At 61.1% G+C, this 25,900-nt stretch carries 21 protein-coding genes and 1 pseudogene; 7 read left to right on the top strand and 15 right to left on the bottom strand.

Annotated elements, in window-relative coordinates; all coding sequences use genetic code 11:
* Nucleotides 1-37: 37 nt before the first annotated feature.
* The gene (locus QMG79_RS10190) at nt 38-1,360 is read left to right on the top strand and encodes a DUF2254 domain-containing protein (protein WP_283538476.1); all 1,323 of its coding nucleotides are present in this window, start codon (nt 38-40) and stop codon (nt 1,358-1,360) included.
* On the opposite strand, the gene QMG79_RS10185 is transcribed toward QMG79_RS10190, so the two are convergent.
* From QMG79_RS10185 to QMG79_RS10175, 3 genes are read right to left on the bottom strand one after another with little or no spacing between them, the layout of a single operon-like run.
* Nucleotides 1,298-2,074 carry an FAD:protein FMN transferase gene (locus tag QMG79_RS10185; protein ID WP_283538475.1) on the bottom strand — a complete coding sequence of 259 codons (777 nt, stop codon included), beginning with the start codon at nt 2,072-2,074 and terminating at the stop codon, nt 1,298-1,300. The two genes, QMG79_RS10190 and QMG79_RS10185, sit on opposite strands and share 63 nt — an antisense overlap.
* Nucleotides 2,075-2,112: 38 nt before the next feature.
* Complete coding sequence (locus QMG79_RS10180) at nt 2,113-2,637, bottom strand: FMN-binding protein (protein WP_283538474.1); 525 nt, start codon at nt 2,635-2,637, stop codon at nt 2,113-2,115.
* Nucleotides 2,634-4,061, bottom strand: a complete 1,428-nt coding sequence (locus QMG79_RS10175) for a ferredoxin reductase family protein (RefSeq protein WP_283538473.1) — start codon at nt 4,059-4,061, stop codon at nt 2,634-2,636. Before QMG79_RS10175 ends, QMG79_RS10180 begins: the two co-directional genes overlap by 4 nt.
* A gap of 239 nt (nt 4,062-4,300) precedes the next feature.
* On the opposite strand from QMG79_RS10175, the gene QMG79_RS10170 reads away from it, so the two are divergent.
* The 4 genes from QMG79_RS10170 (at nt 4,301) to QMG79_RS10155 (ending at nt 8,821) form a co-directional block, all read left to right on the top strand.
* Complete coding sequence (locus tag QMG79_RS10170; protein WP_283538472.1) at nt 4,301-5,656, top strand: hemolysin family protein; 1,356 nt, start codon at nt 4,301-4,303, stop codon at nt 5,654-5,656.
* On the top strand, nt 5,649-6,689 hold the full coding sequence (locus QMG79_RS10165) for a hemolysin family protein (protein ID WP_283538471.1): 1,041 nt from the start codon (nt 5,649-5,651) through the stop codon (nt 6,687-6,689). Before QMG79_RS10170 ends, QMG79_RS10165 begins: the two co-directional genes overlap by 8 nt.
* Before the next feature lie 211 nt (nt 6,690-6,900).
* Nucleotides 6,901-7,296 (top strand): hypothetical protein, encoded by a 396-nt coding sequence (locus QMG79_RS10160; protein ID WP_283538470.1) that lies wholly within the window; start codon nt 6,901-6,903, stop codon nt 7,294-7,296.
* A 253-nt stretch (nt 7,297-7,549) separates the two neighbouring features.
* Complete coding sequence (locus QMG79_RS10155; RefSeq protein WP_283538469.1) at nt 7,550-8,821, top strand: sensor histidine kinase; 1,272 nt, start codon at nt 7,550-7,552, stop codon at nt 8,819-8,821.
* A gap of 109 nt (nt 8,822-8,930) precedes the next feature.
* On the opposite strand, the gene bcp is transcribed toward QMG79_RS10155, so the two are convergent.
* From bcp to QMG79_RS10115, 8 genes and pseudogenes are all read right to left on the bottom strand, one after another.
* On the bottom strand, nt 8,931-9,422 hold the full coding sequence (gene bcp / locus QMG79_RS10150; RefSeq protein WP_283538468.1) for a thioredoxin-dependent thiol peroxidase: 492 nt from the start codon (nt 9,420-9,422) through the stop codon (nt 8,931-8,933).
* 76 nt (nt 9,423-9,498) lie between these two features.
* Nucleotides 9,499-10,197 (bottom strand): winged helix-turn-helix domain-containing protein, encoded by a 699-nt coding sequence (locus QMG79_RS10145; protein WP_283538467.1) that lies wholly within the window; start codon nt 10,195-10,197, stop codon nt 9,499-9,501.
* A gap of 9 nt (nt 10,198-10,206) precedes the next feature.
* Complete coding sequence (gene allB / locus QMG79_RS10140; protein ID WP_283538466.1) at nt 10,207-11,550, bottom strand: allantoinase AllB; 1,344 nt, start codon at nt 11,548-11,550, stop codon at nt 10,207-10,209.
* The gene (locus QMG79_RS10135; protein WP_283538465.1) at nt 11,543-12,772 is read right to left on the bottom strand and encodes a glycerate kinase; all 1,230 of its coding nucleotides are present in this window, start codon (nt 12,770-12,772) and stop codon (nt 11,543-11,545) included. The genes allB and QMG79_RS10135 overlap by 8 nt, the downstream gene beginning before the upstream one ends.
* A 3-nt stretch (nt 12,773-12,775) precedes the next feature.
* On the bottom strand, nt 12,776-14,554 hold the full coding sequence (gcl, locus tag QMG79_RS10130) for a glyoxylate carboligase (RefSeq protein ID WP_283538464.1): 1,779 nt from the start codon (nt 14,552-14,554) through the stop codon (nt 12,776-12,778).
* A 174-nt stretch (nt 14,555-14,728) separates the two neighbouring features.
* Nucleotides 14,729-15,616, bottom strand: a pseudogene (locus QMG79_RS10125) (2-hydroxy-3-oxopropionate reductase); the annotation flags it as partial.
* 27 nt (nt 15,617-15,643) lie between these two features.
* Nucleotides 15,644-16,447: a hydroxypyruvate isomerase family protein gene (locus tag QMG79_RS10120; RefSeq protein WP_283538463.1), complete on the bottom strand. Its 804-nt coding sequence runs from the start codon at nt 16,445-16,447 to the stop codon at nt 15,644-15,646.
* A 213-nt stretch (nt 16,448-16,660) separates the two neighbouring features.
* The gene (locus tag QMG79_RS10115) at nt 16,661-17,644 is read right to left on the bottom strand and encodes an NAD-dependent epimerase/dehydratase family protein (RefSeq protein ID WP_283538462.1); all 984 of its coding nucleotides are present in this window, start codon (nt 17,642-17,644) and stop codon (nt 16,661-16,663) included.
* A 162-nt stretch (nt 17,645-17,806) separates the two neighbouring features.
* Here QMG79_RS10115 and QMG79_RS10110 point away from each other — a divergent pair, with 162 nt between their 5' ends.
* Nucleotides 17,807-18,376, top strand: coding sequence for a CDP-alcohol phosphatidyltransferase family protein (locus QMG79_RS10110; RefSeq protein ID WP_283538461.1), 570 nt, complete (start codon nt 17,807-17,809; stop codon nt 18,374-18,376).
* A 48-nt stretch (nt 18,377-18,424) separates the two neighbouring features.
* On the opposite strand, the gene QMG79_RS10105 is transcribed toward QMG79_RS10110, so the two are convergent.
* The 4 genes from QMG79_RS10105 to chvE form a co-directional block, all read right to left on the bottom strand.
* Entirely contained in the window at nt 18,425-18,988 is a 564-nt protein-coding gene (locus QMG79_RS10105; protein ID WP_283538460.1) for a hypothetical protein, read from the bottom strand.
* 100 nt (nt 18,989-19,088) lie between these two features.
* Nucleotides 19,089-20,393 carry a multiple monosaccharide ABC transporter permease gene (gene mmsB, locus QMG79_RS10100; RefSeq protein WP_283538459.1) on the bottom strand — a complete coding sequence of 435 codons (1,305 nt, stop codon included), beginning with the start codon at nt 20,391-20,393 and terminating at the stop codon, nt 19,089-19,091.
* Nucleotides 20,394-20,398: 5 nt separating this feature from the next.
* Nucleotides 20,399-21,928: a multiple monosaccharide ABC transporter ATP-binding protein gene (gene mmsA / locus QMG79_RS10095; protein ID WP_283538458.1), complete on the bottom strand. Its 1,530-nt coding sequence runs from the start codon at nt 21,926-21,928 to the stop codon at nt 20,399-20,401.
* Nucleotides 21,929-22,029: 101 nt separating this feature from the next.
* Nucleotides 22,030-23,154 (bottom strand): multiple monosaccharide ABC transporter substrate-binding protein, encoded by a 1,125-nt coding sequence (chvE, locus tag QMG79_RS10090; protein WP_283538457.1) that lies wholly within the window; start codon nt 23,152-23,154, stop codon nt 22,030-22,032.
* A gap of 352 nt (nt 23,155-23,506) precedes the next feature.
* Between chvE and QMG79_RS10085 the strand changes: the two genes are divergently transcribed.
* On the top strand, nt 23,507-25,891 hold the full coding sequence (locus QMG79_RS10085; RefSeq protein WP_283538456.1) for an HAD-IC family P-type ATPase: 2,385 nt from the start codon (nt 23,507-23,509) through the stop codon (nt 25,889-25,891).
* The last annotated feature ends 9 nt before the right edge of the window (nt 25,892-25,900 follow it).

Here is a 25,900-nt window from a genome sequence, read left to right as displayed (position 1 = left end):
CCCGCCCCACCCGGCCAGCCCTGAGCCCGTCGGCTGTGTGAAAGAATCGACCGACCGCGCCTCAGCGGGATCCTGGCCCATCAGGGCGGGAACGTTCGGTGTAGCTCAGGGAGAGGTCGCTGTGACCAGTGGGTCGGGAGCAATTCTTAAACGGCTGGCCAAGAAAGTATGGTTCCGGGCCGCGCTCTTCACTATCGCGGCAGTGGTGTTGGTGCTGGCTGCGGGTCTTATAGCTTCCCTATCGCCCTACAGCCTCATCATTGACGTCGGCCAGGACTCCGTCGGTTCCGTCCTGCAGATCCTTGCAAGCTCCATGTTGGCTGTCACGACGTTCTCCCTGACCACCATGGTGACCGCCTATTCGTCGGCCACCACCACTGCTACTCCGCGGGCAACCCAGCTGCTGGTCGAGGATACGACCTCGCAGAATGCACTCTCTACATTTATCGGCGGGTTCACTTTTTCCCTGGTGGGCATTGTTGCGCTCTCCACCGGATATTACGATCAGCAGGGCCGGACGGTTCTTTTCCTGGGAACCCTGGCCATGGTGGTTCTGATCGTGGTCACGTTGCTCCGCTGGATTGCGCATCTGTCTACTTTCGGGCGGATGGCGGACATCATTGACCGCGTGGAGAGTGCAGCCTCACGCACCCTTAACTCGTACGCGGAAACACCCACCCTGGGAGCACGTGCGTTCTCGACGGCACCGAGCGGTGCAGTATCCGTCTACGCAGAAACTACCGGGTACGTCACGTTTATCGACATCGGCGCTTTGGATCGCTGTGCCAAGAAAAATGACGTCGCCATCTACATCCTCCGTCTGGCAGGCGCCACGGCCGATGCCACGCACGCGTTGGTACTGACGTCGGCTGCTGTTGATGAGTCCGCCGCCAAAGACATCCGAAGTGCCTTTACCATCGGATCTCACCGGAACTATGAGCAGGACCCGCGTCTCGGGGTCATAGCACTCTGCGAAATTGGGAGCCGTGCGCTGTCTCCAGGAACGAATGATCCAGGTACGGCGATCGAAGTCATTGCCTCACTCCAGCGAGTTTTTGCCGGCGTACTGGAGCGGGAGCGCGCAGACGATGTGCGGTACCCGCGCGTTTATGTTTGCCCGGTCCCAATGGAGGATCTGGTGACAGATGCTTTTAGGCCCCTGGCGCGGGATGGTGCGGGATTTGTTGAGGTCCAGATTCGTCTTCAAAAATGCCTCCATTCCCTGGCAGATCTTTCCGTGGGCCGTTCCCAACCATTCCTGCAGTCTGCGGAACTGGCCTATGACCGCGCCAGGGCCTCACTTGAGAGCCAAGACATGCGCGTCCTGGACGAAGTGCGCTCCACCCTTCGGAGCACCTGAGGTAACAACAGCGCCGAGTGAATCCACTGCAATGATGTCAACGTCGTACTCAGCTGCGTAACGATGGACCGCCGCGGCGCCGGCAGCGATCACGGCAGTTGCCAACACATCTGCTGTCACAATGTCACGCGCTGCCACTGTTGCCTGGATGAGCTCTGGTCTGCAGGATTGCTCCGCAGGTGCAAGCTTCCAGATGTGGTTACCGCGCTGGTCCGTCCCGGACGTGGCGATGGCCGAGCGGACCGGTGTTGTGGTGATGCTTGCAAGAAGGAGACCGGGCGTGGACGGGTCCGTGATACCGACTGTCCAAGGGGTCTGGTCATGCTGCCTGCCGTGGGACACAATGTCGCCGCCCACGTTCAGGCACCAGTCAACTGCTCCGGCGGAGCAGAGAAGATGGGCAGCCTGCGCCAGTGCATGGGCTTTGACCACTCCGTTCAGGTCCAGTGACCCGTCTGGTGCGCTGGGTGTGAAGTTCCCCTGGGTCGCATGGTCCCAGGACATGGCCAGGGCGTACATGTCCCTCATCTCCGGTGCGGAGGCATTCAGTCTCAGCGTGCCAGCGTTGATCCGGCTGAGTTCGGAGTCCGTGCGGTAGAGGCTGAATCTTTGGTCTGCCGCAGCAAACAGTGCCTCGATGCCTGGGACAAGCTTCCTTGCTATCGCGTCATGTGAACGAAAACTCGCCACAGTACCCATAGTGTGAAATGTCATGGCAGGACCGGAATGGGCGCCCGATATGGCCGCGCTACTCACAGGTGCGCCTGATCTAGGGCAGACTGCAGCGATTTCAGGTAGGCCTGCGACGTGTAGGTAGCCCCGCTGATCATGCTGACCTTGGCAGACTGCGCTGTCAGGACGGATGTGCGAAGCAGTTTCTCGGCACGGGCCTCGATTTGTTGGGACCGTGAATCCCCAACGGAACTGTTCGCGGCAACATCGGTAATAGTTCCGTTGGTTACCGTAATCTGGACAGCCACGGAACCATAGCGCTCGCTTACCGGCATCCCGGTGAAGGTGCCTGACGTGGCAGAACCGCTCGCCGAACCGGGATCGGGCACCGGTGCCGCTCCGGCAGTTGACGGAGCCGTCGTCGCACTTGCCCCGGGGTCCGCATGGGACTTTGGCGTCGCAGTGCCCCCTGACGACGCGGCAACCGGAGCTGCGGCTGCCACGGGTGTGGCAGTAACGGGCATGTTGGAGGTTCCCAACTGCCAGCCTGCAACCAGGATTCCCAGCGAAGCGGTGACGGAGGCGAAGAGCGCTCGAGTTCTCACAGGCTGAACCTTTCGTGATGGATGGCGGAAGCTTTGAAGCCTTGAATTTCTGCGTCCTGTGTCACCAGGTCTGTCCAGGCTCCCGGGCCGCAGACATAGAGATCAGTTCTGGCGGGATCCACCCCAAAGGAGCCGAGCGTGGTCCCCTGATCGACCCAGTCGCCGGGCAGCCAGGAGTCGACAAAGGGGTGGCGCGCTCCGGCAGCGTAAAAGAGCCTGGCCCCGCGTTCAGCGCAGAGTCTTTCGATCTCTGACTGGTGGAGTATTCCTGTCTCTCGGCTGGCGCGCAGAACCACCGTAGCTTTTCCGGAAGCGAAGGTCAGGCCCTCAAGGAGGGCTCGAATGGGGGCCATCCCGGACCCGGACCCAATGAGCAGGACCCCCTCGGCTGTCCTGGCATTTTCGGTGAACATTCCGTAAGGGCCTTCGAAGTAGACGGCAGTGCCAGGACGAAGCGCACCAAGCCGGGCAGTCCCTTTTCCCGTGGCTTTGATGGTCACGCGGAGGCTAGTGCCGTCCGGAGCGGCGGATAGTGAAAGCGGGTGCGCATGCCACCATTGGCCGCGGGCCAGGAAGCGCCAGGTGAAAAATTGTCCGGCCTGTGCGTTCAGGCTCTGGAGATTGTTCCCGGTCATGGTCACGCTGAAGATGCCGGGGCCTTCATGACGAACGGAATGTACCCGTACACGGTGCTGCAGAGACGTGATCAGTGGGACAAGGAAGCGGAATACCAGCAATGAGGACGCTGTGAGCGTATAGAGCGCCAGCCAGTACCAGCGCTGGGCGGTTCCGGGGAGGAACAGGCCGCCTGTGCTGAACTGATGGGGAATCGAGGCAGCCGTGCCCGCATAGGTGAGTAGATGGATAACCTGCCACACCTCGTAGAGAAAATGGCGTCGGACCGCCACCACCGAGGAAATTGCTACAAGGACAAAGAGGGCCAGGCCAATGTAGGCGAGAGGCATGTCCGCGACAGTGCCAATGAGGGTGACTGTTTCGGACACCACATTTGAACCGTCCGTGGCTGCATATCCGATGGTCAGGAAGATCCCATGTGCCAGCAGGAGGTACAGGACGGGCTTGCCCAACGAACTGTGGAGCGCCAGCGCCCTGTCATGGCCCATGGTCCGGTCCACCACGGGGATGCGGGCTGCCAGAAGCAGCATGAGGCAGATCAGATTCGTCCCGATCAGACCGGTGAGGATACCCATGGACGTCATGGATTCTGCGAAGGAGGTGAAACGGTAGATGCCGCCGTCGCTGAGGAACAGTGCCACAGCCAGTGCGACCGAGCCAACCATTGCCACGTTGATCCAGTCGCCACGAGCTGCACGTGCGTGGGCGCGGGACTCGAAGGCCCGGCCCCCAGCTGAAGGCAAGATAGCAACGGATTCGCTGCCATGGGTTCCTGGATAAGTGGTCATGTAACAAGCGTGGTTGCCTATCCTGTGCAGGAGCTGTGCCCAGGCTTCCGCGAACTTATGAAGATGCGGAGCACCAAAAAGTTGTCGGCTTCATTCTTCGCCTTGGGCATAGAGCTGCTGCCATGCGCTCGGTTGCTTGCTATCCTTAATGGCACTATGGATGACCCTCCTTCACATATGCCCTTGCCCCTTGACTACTTGACCGGTGTGCGGGTTATCACGGGAGAGGGGCGCTCCGAATGTATGAACTGATCATGATCGGTATCGGCCTTATTCTCACTGTCGGTACCGGACTCTTTGTCGCTTCCGAGTTTGCGCTGGTGAACCTCGACCGCAGCGAACTGGAGTCCCGCCAGGCCCGAGGCGAAAAACGGCTCGAACCCACCATCAAGGCGTTGAAGATCACTTCAACGCACCTTTCCAGTGCCCAGCTTGGCATTACGCTGACAACCCTCCTTACGGGCTACACCTTCGAACCGGCCATCAGTGCCCTGCTGCGTGAACCTTTGCTTAGACTCGGCGTCCCGGAAGCGATAGTCCCGGGCATCGGTTCGGTCATAGGCATTTTCCTGGCCACCGTGTTCTCAATGATCATTGGCGAGCTGGTCCCCAAAAACTTTGCGCTTGCCCTCCCGCTGGCCACAGCCAAAGTGGTGGTACCTTTCCAGACGCTGTTCACCACCGTTTTCAAACCTGTGATCCTCCTGTTCAACAACACCGCCAACAAGATCATCAGGTCTTTCGGCATTGAACCAAAAGAGGAGCTCTCCGGCGCCCGCAGCGCAGAAGAGCTCAGCTCCCTGGTCCGTCGATCGGCACTGGAAGGCGTCCTCGACAAGGATCACGCCGAACTACTGCACCGAACCCTGCGGTTCTCGGATCATTCCGCTGCCGACGTCATGACACCGCGCGTGCGCATGACAGCTGTCGGCGCTGACCTGACAGCGCAGGACATCGTGGCGCTGGCTTCGGCAACCGGCTACTCCCGGTTCCCTGTTATCGGGGAGGATCGTGACGACGTCGTGGGTGTTGTTCACCTGAAGCAGGCCTTCGCGATCGCACTGGATAAGCGGTCTTTCGTGACGGCGTCGGACGTCATGGTGGAGCCATTGCGGGTTCCGGAGTCCATGGGTGTTGACTCCCTGCTGGGGCTCCTGCGGAAGCAGGGGTTGCAGGTGGCCATCGTTTCCGACGAGCACGGCGGAACCGCCGGGATCGTCACCCTGGAGGACCTGGTTGAGGAAATTGTTGGCGAGTTGGAGGACGAACACGACCGCGCCCGCGTCGGCGTCGTCCGTTCTGGCCGTTCCACCACCTTTGATGCGGCCCTACGGCCCGATGAGCTGCTGGACCGCGCCGGGATCAGTGTTCCGGACGGTGAAGACTACGACACCATTGCCGGCTACGTCACCGACCAGCTGGACAGAATTCCAGAGATTGGCGATGAGGTGAGCGTCCCGACCGGGCTGCTCCGTGTTGAGCGCGTGAAGGGAATGCATGTGGAACGTCTGCGGTACACCCCCCGTGCCGACGACCACGAAAGTACCCGGGACCAGATTGTTGAAAACCTCAACCAGGAGATGACCCATGAGTGAATACCTTCCCGGCATCATCTGGCTGGTGGTGCTTCTGGTCGTCAATGGCTTCTTCGTGGGTGCCGAATTCGCTGTCATCTCAGCCCGACGCTCGCAGATTGAGCCCAAGGCCGAGGCTGGCAGCAAGGCCGCAAAAACCACTCTCTGGGCCATGGAACACGCCACGCTCATGCTGGCCACGAGCCAGCTCGGAATCACCGTCTGCTCGCTGGTGATCCTGAACGTGTCTGAACCTGCCATCCACCATCTTCTTGAGATCCCGCTTGGCCTCACCCCACTGTCGGTGGACGCCATCGGTATCATCGCGTTTATTGTCGCGCTCCTTCTGGTGACGTTCCTGCACGTGGTGATCGGCGAGATGGTCCCGAAGAACATCTCGTTCTCCGTCCCCACCCGTGCGGCCTTGATTCTGGCGCCGCCCCTGGTGGTGGTGGCCCGCATTTTCAAGCCGGTCATCTGGTCGCTCAATGGCATTGCCAACGGGATCTTGCGCCTGTTCAAGGTGGAACCCAAGGATGAGGCAACCAGCGCGTACACCCTGGACGAGGTGGCAACCATTGTGGAGCAATCCACCCGCGACGGCATGCTGCAGGACTCCACTGGTGCGCTGAGTGCAGCCTTCGAGTTCACCTCCAAGACAGTGGCCGACGTCGAGGTGCCCATCAGTGACATGGTCCTCCTGCCGGCCTCTGCCACCCCGGCGGACATCCAGAAGGCAGTCGCCGAGCACGGCTATTCGCGGTACATCCTGACGGATGACGGCGGCGAGCCCACCGGATACCTGCACCTCAAGGACGTCATGGATCTCACGTCTGCGGAGAAGTTCTCCGAAAGGGTTCCGGCCAAGCGCATCCGGCAGTTGGCCTCCGCATTCAGTGGCAGCGACCTAGAGGACGCCTTGGCCACCATGCGGCGCACCGGCGCCCACGTGGCACGGGTGTTCAACGCTGAGGGAGGCACCACCGGTGTGCTCTTCCTCGAGGACATCATCGAGGAGCTCGTTGGTGAGGTGCAGGACGCCACCAGCGCCTGACCCATCCTCGATGAGCTGTTGATTGGCTGCGGGCCGTCGTCCCCTGGTGCGGCGGCCCGCTTCCTTGTGGAGGCTGATCCGTCAAACGCAATTCTCAGCGAGCTGCAGAAGTCGTCCTGAGCGGAGTCAGGCTCGCACTCTTCCCGGAGTCTGCCTGGGCTCAGTCTAGGGACAGGACCCAGCATTTGTGCGGTGCCGATATGATCAGAGGGTGGACGGCCCCCTGGATTTTCTGGGCCCCATCCTGGAGTTGATGACCTGGGTGGGGTTTATTCCCGGGGTGCCCCTGCTGATCTGGGGTCTGATCCTGGACCGACGGAAGTGCCTGTGGATCAGGACAACGTCTGAAGTCTCCACCGTAGGGGGCTTCCGGGCTGTTGAATGGACAGATACCCAAGGCACCGTCCGCCAGGCGTTGTTGGACCACGACGATACTCCGGCGCTGAAAGTGGGCCAGTCCACGGCGGTCCACTTCGATGAATGCCACCCCGGGCGCTGGCGGTTGACGCAAAACAGGGAGAAGAACACAGTCCTGATTTTGGGCAGCATCCTCACCGGGCTGGGAGTGGCCTGCACCGTGTTCGGCTTTGTCCTGATGATTTTCTGACTCGGGGCGTGTCACGCGCACCGGCAACACCTTCCATCCGTGGTCCGGACGAGCATGTCCGTCCAGCTGTGGGTCGCATGGACATAGTGCGTTGTGCCCATTCCTTAGCGTGCAGGTAGAGCATGCCCAGCGTGGGGGTGTTTAGAAAATGAGCATGTCCAGTGGTTCGCGGCGGTTTCAGGCAGCATGATCTCTGATTGGGTAGTATTTCGAGAGTGCTTGAGGTTCTGATAGGCCGACGCTGGGGAGCGACATGATTGGAAAAACTGCCACGCACGCACTGAGCAAAGAAGAATCCGAACGAATGGCGGGCCTGCGAGAGTACGGACTGCTTCCTACGGAATCGGGTGAGCTGCCAGCCCTGCTGCATGCCGGCGTGGCATCAGCACTGGAGGACCTGGTCCTCCTGGCGACTTCGGTATGCGGTGCTCCCTTTGCCGTGGTGAATGTCATCACCGCAGACCAGCAGGTGCAGATTGCTGCCGCCGGCACTGACGCAATGGTGTGCTCCCGAGGGGATTCGATGTGCGCGGACGTGTTCCTGTCCGGCCAAACAACTTTGGTCAAAGACGCATCATTGGATCCACGGTTCGCTGACAACCCCTTTGTTACAGGGGAGTTGGGTGAGATCCGCGCCTACGCGTCAGTGCCGTTGGAGGCCCCGTCGGGATTGATCATTGGTTCGCTGTGCCTCTTCTCGATGACGGCAGAACTGCCGTCATCGGACCAGACCAGGATGCTCGAGGTTTTCGCCCATCAGGTCATGGAAATTCTTGAGTTGCAGCACCGCACCCTGCAGCTTGACGAGGCTTTGTCGGCGCTTCGGCGAAGCAACGCCGCACTTACTGAATTCGCGGGCCGGGTGAGCCATGACCTGCGCGCTCCACTGACCACCATCCTTGGCTACGTCGAGCTGGCTGAACTCGACCCGAATATTTCAGCGGATCATGCCCTTGCTGAATACCTGAACGTCATTGGCAGCGGTGGCCGCAGGATGTTGGGGACACTGGAGGATGTGCTCTCCTATTCGCGGGCTGATGGTGGCCTGAAACGGGACAGCGTCTCGCTCCTTGAAATAACCCAGGATGCTGCCCATGACCTTGGCCTGACGGTGGGCAGCGATTCGCTGAGTAGTCCAGCAGTATGCAGTGATGCCGTTATTTATGCCGACAGGGTGCAGTTGCGGGCACTGCTGCAAAACCTGCTGGCGAACTCGCTGAACTATCCCAGCCCGGAACGTTCCCTGCAGGTGTCGATTGCCGCAGATTTCACCTCAGCTGGTGCAACGGTGCGGGTGGCAGACAACGGAAAGGGAATCAGGGCTGAGGACCGCGAAAAGGCGCTCGAACCACTGGTCCGGTTGCACAGGCCAGGTGACGGTGCTGGGTCTGGCCTTGGGCTGGCCACATGCTCGCGCATTGCCCAGGCACACGGGGGTGAGTTGACCATCGAGGACACACCGGGGGGTGGGACCACGGTCTCGGTCTTCTTTCCAGCCATACCTCAGGGAAACCCGCTGCCCTAGCGTTGGAACGCAGCGGATGCAGCAGTGGCCAACCTGTGTCCATGCGGGAGCAGTCCTGCAGGATGGGTAGCCCTGCTCTAAGTCGACGCGTGGTCAGCACCCGGCTGGTTCAGAGTCCCAGGTGTTCCCGCAGTGCAGCAACGTGGCCCTCGGCATCAACCTTGTACTGGGCCAGCAGTACTTTGCCTTCACCGTCCACCACAACTGTGGAGCGCAGAACGCCCTCGACAATCTCTTTCTTGAACACTTTCTCCCCCCACGCGCCATAGGCCTTGGCAACAAGATGATCCGCATCGGAGAGCAACGGGAAGTTCAGCCCAAATTCCTTGGTGAATCCAACCAGCGATTCGGTGCCGTCGGGCGAAATCCCGAGGACGTCATAACCACTGGATTTCAGTGAGGTCAGGCTGTCCCGAAAGTCGCAGGCTTCCGTGGTGCACCCTGGCGTCGCGGCTTTGGGGTAGAAATACACGATCAGGTTGCGCCCTCGGTATGAGGCAAGCGAGACCGGATTTCCGGTGGCGTCAGGCAGTGTGAAATCCGGAGCCAGTGCACCCTGTTGCAGGGTGTGGGCCAGGGGAGTAGGCGTGGGGGTACTCATGGTGCTCCTCAAGAGGGGTCGGTGTGGTCAGGGTCAGGCAGGCAGGTCGACGGCGGCTAGGGACTACCCGTATACGTCAGATGGAATATTCGGCTGGGCCGCGCACTGTTGCGTGCGCTCCGGGCATAAATTGGTAACCACCACCGCGGACGGTGGCAATGGCGTGCCTGGCCACGCCAAACTTGCGCCGGATACGCCCTACGTAGACATCGATAGAGCGTTCTGTGCTACCGGGAAAGTTCATGGTCTCCAGGAATGCACGCAGTTCCTCCCGTTCAACGGGGCGCGAGCAGTTGTGCACCAGGTAGCGCAACAGCCGGAACTCGACGTCGGTCAGTGGCACTCTGTTGCCCTCCACACGGACTTCTCCGCGGGCCAGGTCCACGGCCACATTGCCCACGGGGCCAGCTGCGGGCCCGGTCACCGGATCGGGATGTGGTGCACCGCCGTCGTCCGCCTGGTGCGGTGAGTCCTGCGTGGCTGACGACGGCGGTACTTCTGGTCCGCTGGATACTTCGCCATGATGCGGTGCAGCGGTGGTTGCGGCCCCGGAGCCAGGCCAGTGGACTTCCGAATCCGGGGCAATAATGTGGGCTCGTTCCAGGATGACCTGCGCTGCATGGCGCATGATCTCGGGATCAACGAGCGTCCCTTCCGTCGGCGTGACCCATACGGCCAGACCCCGCGCGGTGACTCGGGGCCCGGCAGTCAACGCCGGACCCGACCTGCGGTACCGATACCTTGAGCCGCCCGGGAAGTGGGCTTCAGCGGCCATGGCCAGTCCTCAGACTCCGCCGCGGCGGATCAGGTTGCCGGTGGGCGTCTTACCATCCACCACGGTGCCGCGGAGATAGGTTTTGCGCACGACTCCGGAAAGGGCTTTACCGTCGTAGGGGGTGATCGGGTTCTTGTGGTTGAGCTTGGACACGTCCACCACAAAGGCCTCATCCTGGGCAAAGATGGAGAAGTCGGCATCGAAGCCCAGTGCCAGCTGACCCTTGGTTGTCAGGCGGGCCAGTGCAGCGGGTTTGGCAGACATCCAGGACACCACCTGCTCCAGGGAAATGCCGCGGTGGCGAGCTTCGCTCCAGATCAGCGGCAGGCCCAGCTGCAACGACGATACGCCACCCCAGGCCACGGCGAAGTCACCGTTCTCAAGGTCTTTGAGGTCCAGGGTGGAGGGAGAGTGGTCGGAGACGATGCAGTCGATAGTCCCATCCTGCAGGCCCTTCCACAGCAACTCCCGGTTGGCTGCCTCTCGGATGGGTGGGCAGCACTTGTATGCTGTGGCGCCGTTGGGGATTTCCTCGGCCATCAGGGTCAGGTAGTGCGGACACGTCTCAACGGTGAGCTTGACGCCGTCGCGCTTTGCACTGGCAATCATGGGCAACGCGTCCGACGACGACAGGTGCAGGATATGCGCGCGGGCGCCTGTCCAGCGGGCCCGTTCGATGACTTCGGCAATGGCCTTGTTCTCAGCGCCACGGGGGCGTGATGCCAGGAACGTGGCGTACTGGTCGCCACCCGGGTGGGGCGCGCGGTCAATGGCATGGGAATCCTCCGCATGCACAATCATGAGCGAGTCAAAGGACTTCAGCTCCGCCATATCCTGTTCCATTTCCGCTGCCTCAAGGTGCGGGAATTCATCGACGCCTGAGTGGAGGAGGAAGCATTTGAAGCCAAAGACGCCCTCGTCATGCAGCGGGCGCAGGTCAGCCTTGTTGCCCGGGATGGCACCGCCCCAGAATCCAACGTCAATGAACGCCTGGCTGGCCGCGACTGATCGCTTGAGCTTGAGGGCCTCCACAGTGGTGGTGGGAGGAACGGAGTTCAGCGGCATGTCGATAATGGTGGTGACACCACCGGCCGCAGCGGCGCGGGTGGCCGAGGCAAAACCCTCCCACTCGGTCCGGCCAGGCTCGTTGACGTGGACGTGGGTGTCCACCAGACCTGGCAGGAGCGTCTCATCATCTGCAAGTTCAACGATCTCTGTGCCCTGCAGATTGTTCCCCAGAGGTTCCAGGGCCACGATTTTGCCAGCCCGGATGCCCACTTCGCGGGGTGCGATTCCCGCGGTGGTGAGAACTCGCTGTCCTCGGATGACCAGGTCAAAGTGTTCGTCAGGCATGGAGGGTCTCCTTCGTTGCGGCCGATTCGGTCGGTCCGCTCTCACGGGCGGTGGTGCGCTCCTGCAGGGCCAGTCCTAGGTTGTGGCCCACGTGCTCGAGCAGTCGCCCTGCTTCAGCTATACATATCTCTACATCGTCTTCAAGGTCTGTCAGCGCATGGACGCCCTGAAACCCTGATTCTTCCTGCTGTTTTCTGCTCAGGGAACTGCGTCCACAGACTGCAATGACTGGCACTCCTGCGGCCGCAGCTGCTCGGGCCACGCCCAGGGGTGTTTTGCCCAGCAGGCTCTGTTCGTCCAGGCTGCCTTCCCCGGTGATGACCAGCTGGGCTCCGGCGAGGCGTTCGGACAGCCGCGTAAATTCAAGGACGACGTCGATACCTGGCCTGCGCGTAGCGTGCAGGACCGCGATGGCCGCGAAGCCCACTCCGCCGGCAGCGCCGGCGCCGGGGGTCATTGCAGCCTCCGCTGCATTCAATCCGGTGTCCCTGGCCAGGACTTCGACAAACCTGGCCAGGGCGGCGTCGAGGGTGTCGACGTCTTCTTGTGTGGCACCTTTTTGCGGGCCGAAAACCGCTGCCGCGCCTGAGGCGCCCAGCAGCGGGTTGTCGACGTCGGACGCCAGCACAAAGCGAGTCTGCGCCACCCGAGGGTCAAGGGTGGTGAGATCAAGACTGTGCAGCCGGGCAAGGGCACCGCCCCCACCTGGGAGTTCCTGCCCGTTGAGATCCAGCAGGCGGGCGCCGAGTCCCTGCAGGAGCCCCGCACCACCATCGGTTGTGGCGCTGCCGCCGACACCCAGGACGATGGTGCGGCAGCCCTCATCCAGCGCGGCGCGAATCAGCTGTCCAGTGCCCAGGCTGGTGGCAGTCATTGCCGCTTCAGACCGTGGATGCCCACCCACCAGTGCGGTTTTGGGGAGCAGGGCCAGCCCTGATGCCGTAGCCATCTCGACGACAGCTTCGATGCCTCTTATGGCATATTCTGCGTTGACGGGATGGCCGAGGGGGCCGTCGACCCTGATGCTCCGGCGGGTATAACCGGAGCCGGTGGCGGCATCGAGGGTGCCCTCACCGCCGTCGGCCACGGGAATCGACGTCACTTCAAGCGTGGCATCGCCCCGCACCTCGAAAGCGGACCGCAAGCCACTCGCAAGGTGCTGGGCAACGTCGGGGGCCGAGAGCGAGCCCTTGAACTTGTCCGGAGCAATGACCACCCGCATGGGTTACGCCTGCAGGGTCAGGGTAGCGGTCGGAGCATCGGCCGCTGTTTCAGCCAGCTCCTCGAACTCGTTGATGGCATTGATCTCCACACCCATGGAGATGTTGGTGATCTTTTCGAGAATCACTTCAACCACGACGGGGACCCGGAATTCACCCATGAGTGCCTTGGCTTTGTCGAAAGCAGCCGGAAGGTCGGCCGGATCCTCGACGCGGAGGGCCTTGCAGCCGAGGCCTTCGGCGACCTTCAGGTGGTCCACGCCATAGCCGTTGGTTTCGGGGGAATTGATGTTATCGAACGCCAGGGAGACGTTCTGCTCCATTTTGAAGCCGCGCTGCGACTGGCGGATCAGGCCCAGGTAGGAATTGTTCACCACCACGTGGATGTACGGGAGGTTGAACTGTGCCCCTACTGCCAGTTCCTCGATCATGAACTGGAAGTCGTAGTCTCCCGAGAGAGCCACTACCGTAGCCTCGGGGATTGCGCGGACAACGCCGAGGGCGGCCGGTCCGGTCCAGCCCAGCGGTCCTGCCTGGCCGGCGTTGATCCACCTGCGGGGGCCAAAGACGTGCAGCATCTGCGCGCCGGCAATCTGCGAGAGTCCGATGGTGGAGACATAGGTGGCCTCCCGACCGAAAGCCCTATTCATCTCCTGGTAGACGCGCTGGGGCTTGATGGGGATGTTCTCGAAGTGGGTTTTGCGGTGCAGGGACCCTTTGCGCTTGCTGCATTCGGCAACCCACGCGCTGTAGTCCGGCAGGGTGCCTGCTGCCTTGCGCTCCTTGGCGAGCTCAATCAACCCCTCCAGCGCCGCTCCGGCATCAGAGGCAATGCCAAGGTCAGGAGAGAAAACGCGACCAATCTGTGTGGGTTCAATGTCAATGTGCACAAACTTGCGGCCGGCCGTGTAGGTCTCCAGGCCACCTGTGTGACGGTTTGCCCAGCGGTTGCCGATGCCGATGACGAAGTCGGACTCCAGGTAGTTTTCGTTACCGTAGCGGTGGCTGGTCTGCAGGCCCACCATGCCGGCCATCAGCTCGTGGTCATCCGGGATGGTTCCCCAGCCCATGAGTGTTGGGATGACCGGAATGTTGAGGGTCTCGGCGAGTTCCACCAGCTGGGCGGAAGCTCCGGCGTTGATGATGCCGCCACCTGCAACGATCATGGGGTGCATCGAGGCGGTCAGCATGTCCAGTGCCTTGTCCAGCTGCTTCCGGCTGGCGCGTGGCTTCCCAACGGGGAGCGGCTCATACGTGTCGATGTCGAATTCAATCTCGGCCATCTGGACGTCGATGGGGAGGTCCAGGAGGACGGGACCTGGCCGGCCGGAACGCATCATCTGGAAAGCTTTCTGGAAAGCACCTGGAACCTGGCCCGGCTCCAGGATGGTCATTGCCATCTTGGTGAGGGGCTTGGCAATGGATTCGATATCCACGGCCTGGAAATCCTCCTTGTGCAGCTTGGCGACGGGGGCCTGGCCAGTAATGCAGAGGATTGGAACGGAGTCAGCCCACGCAGCGTAGAGGCCGGTGATCATATCCGTGCCGGCAGGTCCGGAGGTGCCCACGCAGATCCCGATGTTGCCGTCCTTGGCACGGGAGTAGCCGTCAGCCATGTGGCTGGCGCCTTCTACGTGGCGGGCCAGCGTGTGGCGAATTCCACCGTGCTCACGCATGGCGTTGTAGAAGGGGTTGATTGCCGCTCCTGGCAGGCCGAACGCCTCGATGGCGCCTTCCTTTTCCAGGATGGCAACCGCTGCATCGACGGTACGCATCTTGCTCATGGTGTGCTCCTTGGGAAACTCTGGGCGCCCGCTGCGGGCTGATTTTGGGTGTAGCGGGGGAGCCGTCGTCAGCGATAGACGACGGCGGCATTCCCCGCGTCGGTTGGCCGGCTGTGTGGTTGGCCGGCTAGGTGGTTGGTCGGCTATGGCCGGAGTGCTGCTGTCCTGCCTGACTTATTGGCGGCCGGAGAGCGAAAGGACCTGCTTGAACAGACCTGAGTGGTCCAATGCGCCATCGCCCTGGCTCACGGTGGCGGCAACGAGCTGGGCAACCAGAGCGCCGAGGGGAACGGAGACGTTGGCTTCGCGGGCTGCCGACGTGACGATCCCCAGATCCTTGTGGTGCAGGGCCAGCCGGAAGCCGGGGTCAAAGTTGCGGTCCAGCATCTTCTGGCCCTTCTGTTCCAGGACCTTGGAACCGGCGAGTCCGCCGCCAAGAACCTTGAGCGCAGCCTCGGTGTCGACGCCGTAGGCCTCGAGGAAGGCGATTGCCTCTCCAAGGACCTGGATGTTGACGGCCACAATCAACTGGTTGGCCGCCTTGACTGTCTGTCCGGAGCCTGCGGGACCAACGTGGACAATTGTTGTGCCCACGGCGTTGAGGACGTCCTGTGCTGCGTCGAAGTCTGCTTTTTCGCCACCCACCATGATGGAGAGGGCTGCGTTGATGGCGCCCTGTTCACCGCCGCTGACCGGTGCATCAAGCGGCCGGATTCCTGCTTCCGTTGCTTTCTCGGAAAGATGTTTTGCCACATCGGGGCGGATGCTTGAGGCATCGATCCAGAGGGTGCCTTTTCTGGCATTGGCGAAAATGCCGTCTTTGCCGCTGACCACGCCCTCAACATCGGGGGAGTCGGGCACCATGGTGATGACGACGTCGGCGTTCTTGACGGCGTCCGCGATGCTGGTGGCTCCTTGGCCGCCTTCGGCGACAAGCTTGTCGATTTTGTCTTGGCTGCGGTTGAAGCCGGTGACCGTATGGCCGGCCTTGACCAGGTTGATGGCCATGGGCAGGCCCATGATTCCGAGTCCGATGACTGCAACGTTGCTCATGGTGATTCTCTTTCCTGAGTATGTGGGGAGGGGGGGTCAGGAGGCGTTGGCGCGGTCCCGGATGGCCCAGCTAAAGGCAGATTCCTGCGGTTCTTTGTATTCGAGGCCGATATAGCCGTCGTAGCCGAGTTCCCGGCTGCGTGCGATCCATTCGCCCAGCGGGAGGGAACCAGTTCCGGGGGCGCCGCGTCCCGGATTGTCCGCAATCTGGATGTGGCCAAAGTCTTTGGCGTGGGCTTCGATGACTGCCGCGACGTCATCGCCGTTGGCCGCCAAATGGTAGAAGTCTGCCAAGAGCTTGATGTTCTCTTCACCGGCATCCCTGCGGACTCGGGCGATCACGTCCAGGGCATCTTTCGCGGTGAGGAGCGGGTACCTTGCCGCGCCACTGACGGGTTCCAGAAGAACTGTGCCGCCAATCCGGGCAACACCGGCGGCTGCTGCAGCGAGGTTCTTCACGGCCAGTTCGTCTTGTTCCTCAGGGCTGAAGCCGTCCTGGCGATTGCCGTAGAGGGCATTAAAAGCCTTGCAGCCCAGGCGCTCGCCAATGCCGACAACAACGTCGATGTTGTCCTTGAATTCGGAGCAGCGGCCTTTCCAGGACACCAGTCCGCGGTCGCCGCCAGGCATGTTGCCAGCATTGAAGTTCAGCCCGGTGAGTTGGACTCCCGCTTCGTTGATGGCGCTTTCAAAGTCGGCAACCTGGGCGTCGGTAGGGACCGAGGATTCGAAGGGCCACCAGAACTCCACCGCGTCGAAACCGGCTGCTTTGGCGGCTGCGGGGCGTTCACGCAGGGGCAATTCAGTGAGGAGGATGGAGCAGTTCACTGTGTACGTCATCGTAGGTCCTTCCGGAGAGGTGCTGAATTCCACTGTCCTGGCTTCTTTACCAATTCCGCTTTGTGGAATTTATATTCTGCTTTATGAAAAGTGTAGGGAAGGAGTGCCTATGAGTCAAGGGAAGATACGGTGGCGCCTTAGACGTGCGGAAATGCCTGTGTGGGCGGGCCGGCGCGGGAACGTGCAGTCAGCTGCTGGGGGCAGCGCCGTGAGTCAGTTCCGCAGCCGGGATTTCACTGCTGCCGGCAGTTCATCGTGCTGGACGAGCCACCGCAGGGATTCCAGCACCGCAGCATCTGGTTCGTAGGCGGGGGCATAACCCAGAAGTGCCGATGCCTTCTCGATGCTGAAGAACTGACTGCGATTCAGGTGCTCCCAGCTCTGGTCCGCGTAGTCGGTGGGGGTGGACTCGCGGAAGCTCTCCCAGGATCCAGTGTCCAAGGACGCCTGCTGCCCAAACCACCCGGCTGCAATCGCGGCAAATCCGCGCGCGCTCAATGCTGATGGGGCAACAATGGTGAAGTCTTCACCTGCTGCGGCACTCCGGCGTCCCACGGCCTTCTCGAATGCCTGGGCCAGGTCATCGGCGTGGACATGGTGCATTGTGGCTGTTCCATCCCCGGGGAGCAACAGTGGTTCCCCGGAAGCGAGCCTGGTCCAGACGGATGGATCGAGGTTCCCCAGTGGCCCAATCGGGTGCCAGCCGGGACCCACAATGTGACCTGGATGCAACGAGGTTGTGACCAATCCTCCAGCAGCCGTCTCCGACTTCAGGTACTCGGCGATGAGGTTTTTTTGGATACCGTACTCCCCGGTAGGGGGTTCGGCCGCGTCGGATCCTTCGCGGATGGGAAGTTTGCGGCTGCGACCATATCGCCAGATGGATCCGCAGTGCACCAGGTGCCCCGTGTCATTCCTGAGTGCCTCAACGAGGCTCGTTGCCGATTCGATGGTGAAGCAGACCAGATCAATGACGGCATCGGCCTGCAGGGTGGCGATTCTGGCCGCGAAGGTGCCGTCCCTGTCCTCCTGGCTCCGGTCCGCTGTCAGCTGATGCACCTGGTCCCATTCGGCTGCCGCTGCGTAGGGCCTGCTCATTCCGCGACTGATGCTTGTGACGTCATGACCGGCGCGAACCAGCCGGGGGATAAGGTAGGTTCCAATGTGGCCGCTGCCACCGATGACTACAACTTTCACGATTCTCCAGTCTCTGGCATGGGCAAGAACAGCCGCTTGATCGCCGCCATCTGCTGGAGCCAATCTATCCACCGGAGTCCGAAACCCTTGGTAGGCGCCACGTTCACAGCGTCCTAGAATGACCGAACACACGAAGAGCCATTTTTGTTGCTGAAGGGTCCCATGCCAGGTGCACAGTACAACGCGATGAATGGGGCCCGACGTCGGCCCTGGCTGTCAGGTCCCGCGACGAAGGTAACGCTGCTGCGGGGTCTTCTTGTTGTTGGCTGCGCCCTGGTTGTGCTGGCCTTGGTGATGGATGGCCAATCGCGATCCTGGTGGCTGCTCGCCCTTGCCGTCCCGGCGCTGGGTCTTGACGCTGTGGACGGTGCCGTGGCCCGCTACACAGGGACCGTCAGCCCTCAGGGTGCGCGGCTCGATCTGGAAACAGATGCCGCCATGCTGCTGGTTTTGAGTGTGCCTGTCGCCGCCACGGTGGGGTGGTGGGTCCTTCTGGTTGGCCTCCTTCGCTACCTGTTTGTGGTGGGTTCCTGGATCAGGCCGCGATGGCGGCAGGAGCTACCGTTCAGCCAGTTCCGGCGGGTGGCGGCGGGCACAGTGGGAGTCGCCCTCTGCATCGCGCTGGTCCCGGTTGTTCCCGTGGGTGCTGCCGCCGTCGTCAGTGGAAGTGCATTGATTCTGCTGGCCTGCTCTTTTGTGCGGGATGTGCTGTTCCTGGAGCGCCGGGGGTAGCTCGGGGCGCCTGCAACGGCCGGACCTGGCTGGTGACGGCGACGCCATTTACGGTGTGGAGCGGTCCCCTGGAGAGGTGTTTGCAGGACTGATGGCCGCTGCCAGGCGATCCAGGTCCTCCGGTGTTGCTGCGATTTCCAGCCGACCGCTGGCAGTCTGAGCCATGGCAGCTGACAGACCAGAGATTGCGATGTACTTCTCAACGAGGGGGAGTGTGCGGCGAGCAGGGGAGAGTCCAAGGAGCGGAACCCGGGTTTCCCGGCCCGTGGCCTCGAAGGTGTGCGAATCCGCGGACTGGAAGCGGCTTTCGCCAGCCCCCGGAGTGATGATGACCAGGTTCCAGATGCCACTGAGGGAGCCGGACTTCGAATCCGGGTAGCGAACGTACCCTAGGACCTGGTTCTCTATGGCCAGGTGGGCGTGGACTTTGCGAACTTTGCGGAGCTGGAATGCTCCCACGAGCGCAACAATCACCGCGTATGGCACGGCGTTGGTCGCAGCTTCTCCCGGTGTGCGGCCTGTGGCAGCGCCGAATGCAAACAGCAGTAACCAGACGGTCACCAGAGATATGGCAAGGAACAGCCAGGGATGCTCTCTGCTCATCTTTCGCATACGTTGAACCCTAGCTTGCGGCAGCTGAAGGTGGCGACACTCCCCGCCCCGCTGCGCAATGGCCAGCGGACGGGGAGCGCTCGCTCTCAGGAGATGTTGGCTATTTTTGTGTGACGCTGGTTCTTTCAGTGGTGGAAGCAGCGCCTGCTGGCTCCAGCCTGTCCTTTTTTGGCTGTTCTGGGGTTGACGGCGTGTTGCTGCTCCTGAAGAACTTGATGAATACGCTTTCGCCGCCTGCGCGATTCTTGTTGAAGATGTCGAAGGCAACTGCCAGGAGCAGGACCAGTCCCTTGATGAGCTGCTGGTAGTCCGTACCGAGGCCAAGGATGGACATTCCGTTGTTCAGGACACCCATGATCAGGCCACCGATCATGGCCCCGGCCACCGTGCCAATTCCGCCGGTGACGGCGGCGCCGCCGATAAAGGCCGCAGCAATGGCATCGAGTTCGAAACCTGTGCCACCGGCGGGCTGGGCTGAGTTCAGCCGCGCGGTGAAAACCAGGCCAGCAAGTGCGGCAAGAACGCCCATGTTCACGAAGAGCCGGAACGTGACTGCCTTGGTTTTTACGCCGGAGAGCTCGGCAGCGTGGAGATTTCCACCGATTGCGTAGGTATGGCGGCCAAAAACGCTGTTGTTCATCAGCGCGGTGTAGACAATTACCAAGACTGCCAGGACGATCAGCACGATGGGGGTTCCGCGGTAGGAAGCGAGCAGGAACGTGATAGCCAGCATCAGCAACGCAATAAAGGCGGTCTTGGTAATGAACCAGACGCGCGGCTCGGCCTCAAGATCAAACTTCTTCTGACTACGGCGTTCCTTGAATCCCTGGAAAATCAGCGCGAAGGTCGCGGTTACTCCCAGGATGACAGTGAGCCATTCGAGAACGGACGTGCCGCCGGAAATATCGGGAAGAAAACCGCCGCCAAGGGCGCGCAGCTCATCAGGGAACGGTGTGATCTGCTGGTTTTTGAGGGTGATGAGCGTCAGACCGCGGAAAATCAGCATGCCGGCAAGGGTGACGATGAACGCCGGAATGCCAACGTAGGCGATCCAGTAGCCTTGCCAGGCGCCCACCAGTGCCCCCACAAGTAGGCAGGCGGGGATCGCAATCCACCAGGCCCATCCCCAGTGAACGATGAAAACACCAGCAACTGCACCGATAAAACCTGCGACAGAGCCTACGGAGAGGTCGATGTGTCCAGCGATGATGACCATCACCATACCGATGGCCAGGATCAGGATGTAGCTGTTCTGGACCACCAGGTTGCTGACGTTTTGGGGCTGGAGGAGGATCCCGCCTGTCAGCCCCTGGAAGAGCAGGACAATAAGGATCAGGGCAACAAAGATGCCAACCTGGCGCAGGCGGCTGGCCAGAAATCCCAGGGATTCGCGTAGAGCGGACATGGTGGCTATTCCTTCTCTTGTGTCATGAAGTGCATCAGGGATTCCTGAGTCGCCTCGGCGATCGGAACTTCACCCGTGATGTGTCCGGCAGACAGGGTGTAGATCCTGTCGCAGATGCCAAGCAGTTCGGGCAACTCGGATGAGATGACAATGACGGCCTTACCTTCGGCCGCGAGCTTGGCGATGATGGTATAGATTTCAAACTTTGCGCCCACATCGATTCCCCGGGTGGGCTCGTCAAGGATCAGGACGTCAGGGTCGGAGAACATCCACTTGCTCAGCACCACTTTCTGCTGATTACCACCGGAGAGCTTGCCGGTGACAGCAGCAACGGAGGGAGCTTTGATGTTCATGCTCTTCCGGTACCCGTTGGCAACCACGGTTTCCTTGTTTTTGTCGACCCACCCCTTGGTAACGAGTTTTGGCAGGGCGGCGAGCGAGATGTTGCGTTTGATGTCCTCGATCAGGTTTAGGCCGTAGTGCTTGCGGTCCTCGGTGGCGTAGGCGATTCCATGGTTGATGGCGGCCGAGACGGAACCCGTGTTGATTTCCTTGCCGTATTTATAGACCTTGCCCGTAACTGCTTGGCCGTATGTCCGCCCGAAAACACTCATGGCCAGTTCTGTGCGGCCTGCACCCATGAGCCCCGCTAGGCCAACGACCTCGCCTTTGCGGACATTGAGGCTGGCATTGCTCACCACCATGCGTGTGTGATCCTGCGGATGCCTGACCGACCAGTTCTCAATGCGGAGGACTTCCTCGCCGATCGTGGGGTTGCGATCCGGATAGAGGCTGGCCAGGTCGCGGCCCACCATGCTGCGAATGATGCGTTCCTGTGTGATCTCCCCGTCGTTGAGGCGGAGGGTTTCAATGCTCTGCCCGTCGCGGATGATTGTCACGGCGTCGGCGACTTTGCGAATCTCGTTGAGTTTATGGCTGATGATGATGCTCGTGACGCCCTGTCCCTTCAGGTGCAGGATGAGATCCAGGAGGTGGCTGGAATCTTCGTCATTGAGGGCCGCAGTCGGTTCGTCGAGGATCAGGAGTTTGACTTGCTTCGACAGCGCCTTGGCAATTTCCACGAGTTGCTGCTTGCCGACGCTGATGTGCTGTACGGGCGTGGCAGGGTTTTCGCTCAGTCCCACCCGCGCCAACAGTTTGGCGGCTTCGAGGTTGGTCTTGCGCCAATCCACCCATCCTTTGGACGAGAGTTCATTACCGAGGTAGATATTCTCTGCGATTGACAGGTACGGGCTGAGAGCCAGTTCCTGATGGATGATGACGATGCCCCGTTTCTCGCTATCGGTGATGCTGGCGAAGCTGCAGGGCTCATTTTCGAAGAGGATGTCGCCGTCGAAGGAGCTATCGGGATAGACGCCCGAGAGGACTTTCATCAGGGTGGATTTCCCGGCTCCATTTTCCCCGCAGATGGCGTGTACCTCGCCGCGGTTAACATCTAGGGTGACGTCCTGCAGCGCCTTGACCCCAGGGAAAGTCTTGGTGATTCCTCGCATTTGAAGAATGGGTGTATTCATCGTCAATTCCCACTGACTTGTTGAACCTGGGCCCTACTGCGGCTGCAGTGGCCTGCAGAGGGGCGGCGGAGCCTTGGCCCGGCCGCCCCTCGACGTAGTGCTTACTTGACGTCGGCCTCGGTGTAGTAGCCCGAGTCGATGAGTTCCTTCTGGTAGTTGTCCTTGGTGATAATCACGGACTTCAGCAGGTACGCCGGAACAACCTTGACCTTGTTGTTGTATGTCTCGGTGTCATTGACCTCAGGCTCTTTGCCCTTCATGAGGGCGTCAACCATTTTGACTGCCTGATCGCCCAACTGGCGGGTGTCCTTGAAGATTGTCGAGTACTGTTCACCGGCGATGATGGACTTCACGGAGCCTTTTTCTGCATCCTGGCCGGTGATCACGGGGAGTGCGCCTGTGGAGTAGCCACCGGTGCTGGTCAGGGCCGAGATAATGCCGATCGACAGACCGTCATATGGGGACAGTACGCCGTCGAGCTTCGTGCCTGAGCTATACGCCGCAGAGAGGATATCTTCCATCCGCTTCTGCGCTACGGGCGCCTGCCAACGCAGGATCGCTGCCTGTTCGAATTTGGTCTGGCCGCTGGGGACTTTGAGGGTCCCGGCGTCGAGGTACGGCTGGAGGGTATCCATGGCGCCGGACCAGAAGAAGTTGGCGTTGTTGTCATCAGGGCTGCCGGCAAACAGTTCCACGTTGAAGGGGCCCTTGCCATCGACCTTTGCGCCCGTGGCGTCCACGAGACCCAGTCCCGTCAGGAGTGAGGTGGCTTGCTGCACGCCAACGGTGTAGTTATCGAATGTGGTGTAGAAGTCCACGTCCGGGGTTCCGTTGATGAGGCGGTCATAGGCGATGACCTTGACGTCCTGTTCCTTGGCCTTGGCAAGGACATCGGTCAGGGTGGTCCCGTCGATGGCTGCAATGATCAAGGCCTTTGCGCCTTTGGTCAGCATGTTCTCGATCTGGGCGACCTGCGTAGGGATGTCGTCGTTGGCGTACTGGAGATCTGCCTTGTAGCCCAGCTTGGCAACGGAGTCTGAGACGTTCTTGCCGTCAGCGATCCACCGCTCCGAGGTCTGTGTGGGCATTGATATTCCCACCAAAGAGCCGGAGTTGTCCGCGCCCTCGGAGGAACTTGTAGCTCCGCCGCGGGCACCGCAACCGGTTGCGCCAGCTGTAATCGCCAGGACGACGGCGAATGCGCCCAGGAGTTTCTTGATTCTCACGTGCTGTGCTCCTTTCGCGGACGACACAGTCCACGAACAGATACCGGTGGGGGACAGCCTCGATGCCGTCTCGCATGCCAGTATGAATTAGGTCCGGTTAGCCAAGATGAGGGGTCAAAACCCGATTCTGTTAGCGCTAACAAGTTTTACTGAAGGAAAGTAGCACGCGCTCTCACTGTGCGTCAAGTCACATTGGCTGAGCAGATTTTCCCCGCCCATCCCGCCGTGCGGCACTGTCCTGCCGTTCTTCCCGCCGCAGAGGGCTTGGGAAGCGTGTCGCGACAAAACGCTGCCAGCGCGAGCACGGTGGAGGGTGCTTTCTTTTGCGCACCATCACCCGCAGACTTGCATCATGACTGCCACCCGAGCCGAACCCGAGAAAAAGGGTCTGAGTGCTGCTCAGGTAAATGACCGGGTTGCCCGGAACCAGACGAATGCCTTTAGGCAGAACACCAGCCGAAGCGTCTGGACCATTGTCCGGGCCAATGTTTTCACGCTGTTCAATGGCATCATTGCTGCCTGTTTCCTGGTCCTGATGTTTCTGGGCCGCTGGCAGGATGCCCTCTTTGGGTTGAGCGCCCTGTTCAACGCCGTTATTGGCACGGTGCAGGAGTATCGGGCCAAGCGTGCCCTCGATCGGCTTGCCCTGCTCAACGCTCCCACCGCGCGTGTCCTGCGGGACGCAGTCGAACATGACATTGCAGTGGCTGGCGTGGTGTTGGATGACATCCTGGTCATTCGTGCAGGGGACCAGATATCCGCTGATGCGCGGGTCCTTCATTCCGACGGGCTGGAACTGGACGAATCGATGCTCACGGGGGAATCGGATCCCGTGGAGAAAAATACGGACGACGGCGTCCTGTCCGGTTCCGTGGTGGTGGCAGGTGAGGGAATGGCGCGGGTTCTCCAGGTGGGGGCTGATTCCTACGCGAACAGGATTGCCACCGAGGCCAAGCGGTTCTCGCTGGTCTCCTCTGAGCTGCGGTCCTCGATTGACCGGGTGCTGAAATGGGTCGCGTGGCTGGTGGGGCCGCTGGCGCTCATTGTGCTCAACGCGCAGATGATTGCAGCGGGTGGGTGGAGCGTGGCTGTTGAGACTGGAGCGTGGCGTGAGGCTGCGGTGGCATCGATCGCCTCCGTGGTGGCCACAGTTCCGCTTGGCCTGGTCCTGATGACAAGTATCGCGTTTGCCGTGGGAGCTGTGAAGCTTTCCCGGCAGCAGGTGCTGATCCAGGAACTGCCTGCCGTGGAGGGGCTGGCCCGAGTAGACATTATTTGCCTGGACAAGACCGGTACCCTTACGCAGGGAAATATTGTCTTTGATGCGGCGCACGTGGTCAAGGACGTGCCCGGCTGGCAGCACGTCCTTGCCTGGTACGGCGTCCAGAATGACGCCAACGCCACGGCGCGCAGCTTGGCGGCCGAGTACTCGGACATTCCCGCGGAGGATCCTTCGGGAAGGATAGCTTTTTCCTCGGCCAGGAAGTGGAGCTCGGTAACATTTGGCACGGACATGTGGGTCCTGGGCGGACCGGAGATGGTTTTCCCCTCGGAGGCCTCTGATCTGCACACCAAGGCGCTTGAGCTTGCCCGTACGGGGCGGCGCACGCTTGTGCTGGCGCATGGAACGCCGACGTCGGACGAAAGCGTCCCAGTCGATGCCACGCCCGTGGCATTGCTGACGTTCCGCGAAAGCGTCAGGGCTGATGCCCGCCAGACTCTGGAATATTTCGCCGAGCAAGGTGTTGCCGTCCGCGTCATTTCGGGGGACAACCCGCAGACTGTGGCAGCCATTGCCCGTGATGTCGGATTGGACGCGCCTCATGGATTCGATGCCCGCAACCTCCCTGAGGACCAGCGGGAGCTCATCAACGTCCTGGAAAAGAACGTGGTCTTTGGCCGCGTCAGTCCGGAGCAGAAGAAAACCATCGTTGTGGCATTGCAGGCCGCAGGCCGGACTGTTGCCATGACCGGCGACGGTGTCAATGATGCCCTGGCCATCAAGGAAGCGGACATTGGCATCGCCATGAACTCGGGGGCTGCCGCCACCAAGGCAGTGGCCCGGATGATCCTCCTGGACGGGAAGTTTTCCCATCTTCCGGTAGTGGTCGCGGAGGGGCGGCAGGTTATTGCCAATATTGAGCGTGTGTCCATGCTTTTCCTCACCAAAACCGCGTATGCAGTTGTGCTGGCACTGGTTTTTGGAGTCATGTTCCTACCCTTCCCGTTTTTGCCCCGCCAGCTCTCCATGACGGATGGCCTGACCATCGGTATCCCCGCGTTTTTCCTTGCTCTGCTGCCCAATGCCCAGCGCTACGTACCAGGTTTCCTCCGGCGCTCGCTGAGTTTCGCTGTTCCGTCGGGCGTCGTGGTGGCTGCCGGGCTGGCAGTTTTTGCCCGTCTCGCAGCAACGGCTGGAATTCCGGAGCCGGAAATCCGTACCGGGGCATCTTTGTTGCTGGGAGTTGTGGGCCTTTGGATCCTGGCGGTACTGGCCCGACCCATCACGTGGTTCAAGGCCGCCTTGCTGGCGGCGATGGTCGGTGGACTGGTGGTGGCGTATGTTCTCCCGCTGGCCCGGGACTTTCTGGAATTTGCGGACCTGTCCAGGTTCACGGCGCTGCTTCTGGCCGTGGTGGCAGCCGGAGCGATCGTGCTGGTCGAGGTTGTCAGGATGTTCCATCAACGGTTTGTCGTGGTGGATAAGGCGCCGGGGGCGCGGGACCAAAACATCTGATGCACTATG

It is taken from the genome of Pseudarthrobacter sp. PS3-L1, from assembly GCF_030063285.1.
Taxonomy (GTDB): Bacteria; Actinomycetota; Actinomycetes; order Actinomycetales; family Micrococcaceae; genus Arthrobacter.
Note: the sequence above shows the minus strand (reverse complement) of the source record. Positions and strands in the feature narration are given on the sequence as shown.